Raw genomic sequence first — 1,166 nt, 5'->3', positions numbered from 1 at the left:
TGTCGGTCGACACGCTGAGCGGCCAGCGCCCGGTGACCTCCTTCGCGACACGGTCCGTCTCGCGGTAGGCGAGGCGGCGCCGCCAGTCGCGGCCCGCGAGCGTGCGCGGCGAGACCTCCCGCCGGGTGTGGGCCGAGACGAACGCCGCGAACTCCACCGGCCAGCCGAACGCGCAGTCGATCCCGATGACCGCCGCCTCCCGTGACGCCTCGACGATCGTCGCGTCCTCGGCGCCGAGGGCGAGCGAGCGGACGACGGCCCGCCCTCCGGAGAACTCGAGGGCGGCGAGAGCGGTCCGCACCGGCTCCGCTGCGAGGTCGACGCCGATCGTGAGCACGGGGACAGGCTAGGCGCTCCAGCGCTACGCTCGAGCGATGACGCCGCCCTCCCCCTCCTCCTGGGCGGACTCGGCCCGCGTGCCGGTCGCGCTCCTGCGCCTCCTCGTCGCCGCCGCGGTCCTCGTCGCCGTGATCGCGACGGCCGTCGACACCGCCTCGCGCACGCCGCTGAACCCGTTCAACTTCTTCGGCTTCTTCACGATCCAGAGCAACATCGTGCTCGCCGTCCTGCTGGCCGTCACCGCCGTGCTCGCCCTCCGGCGCCGTCCGGTTCCGGGCGGACTCGTCCTGGCGCGCGGAGCCTTCACCGGCTACATCATCGTCGTCGGCCTCGTCTACAACACCCTCCTCACCGATGTCGCGGGCGGAGTGGCGCTGCCGTGGGCCAACACCGTCATGCACGTGCTGTTCCCGATCTACGGCCTGCTCGACTGGCTGCTGCTCGCCGATCGCCCGCCTCTGCCGTGGCGGCGGCTCTGGCTGGTCGTGGTCTACCCGATCGTCTGGCTCGTCGTGGTGCTGGTCCGCGGAGCGACGGACGGCTGGGTGCCCTATCCGTTCCTGGATCCCGCGACCGGGTACGGGCAGGTGTCGGTGTTCGTCGTCGGGATCGCGGTCGCGTTCCTCGCGTCGGGGGCACTGGTCTGGGCGATGAGCCGGCTGCGGATCGTGCCGGTGGCCGGCCGCTGAGACGACGGGTGGAGTGAGCGGACACTGGGCCGCCGGTCGGCGGACCCGGGACTCTCCCGCTCCGCCGACAACCGGCCCGTTCTGGGGTCACCCGTTCGGGGTCATCCGGGGCTCCGCTCCCCTAGCGTCAGGACCGAC

At 72.8% G+C, this 1,166-nt stretch carries 2 protein-coding genes; one reads left to right on the top strand and one right to left on the bottom strand.

Annotated elements, in window-relative coordinates:
- Positions 1 to 337 (bottom strand): DUF429 domain-containing protein (locus tag C5D44_RS17490; RefSeq protein WP_146088094.1); only part of this gene is annotated, 337 nt, incomplete at its 3' end.
- A gap of 37 nt (positions 338 to 374) precedes the next feature.
- Between C5D44_RS17490 and C5D44_RS17485 the strand changes: the two genes are divergently transcribed.
- On the top strand, positions 375 to 1,028 hold the full coding sequence (locus C5D44_RS17485) for a Pr6Pr family membrane protein (RefSeq protein WP_104282390.1): 654 nt from the start codon (positions 375 to 377) through the stop codon (positions 1,026 to 1,028).
- Positions 1,029 to 1,166 lie beyond the last annotated feature (138 nt).

This window comes from Rathayibacter sp. AY1B5, assembly GCF_002932795.1.
Lineage (GTDB): Bacteria > Actinomycetota > Actinomycetes > Actinomycetales > Microbacteriaceae > Rathayibacter.
The sequence above is the reverse complement of the archived record's forward strand: the minus strand, read 5'-3'. Positions and strand labels throughout refer to the sequence as shown.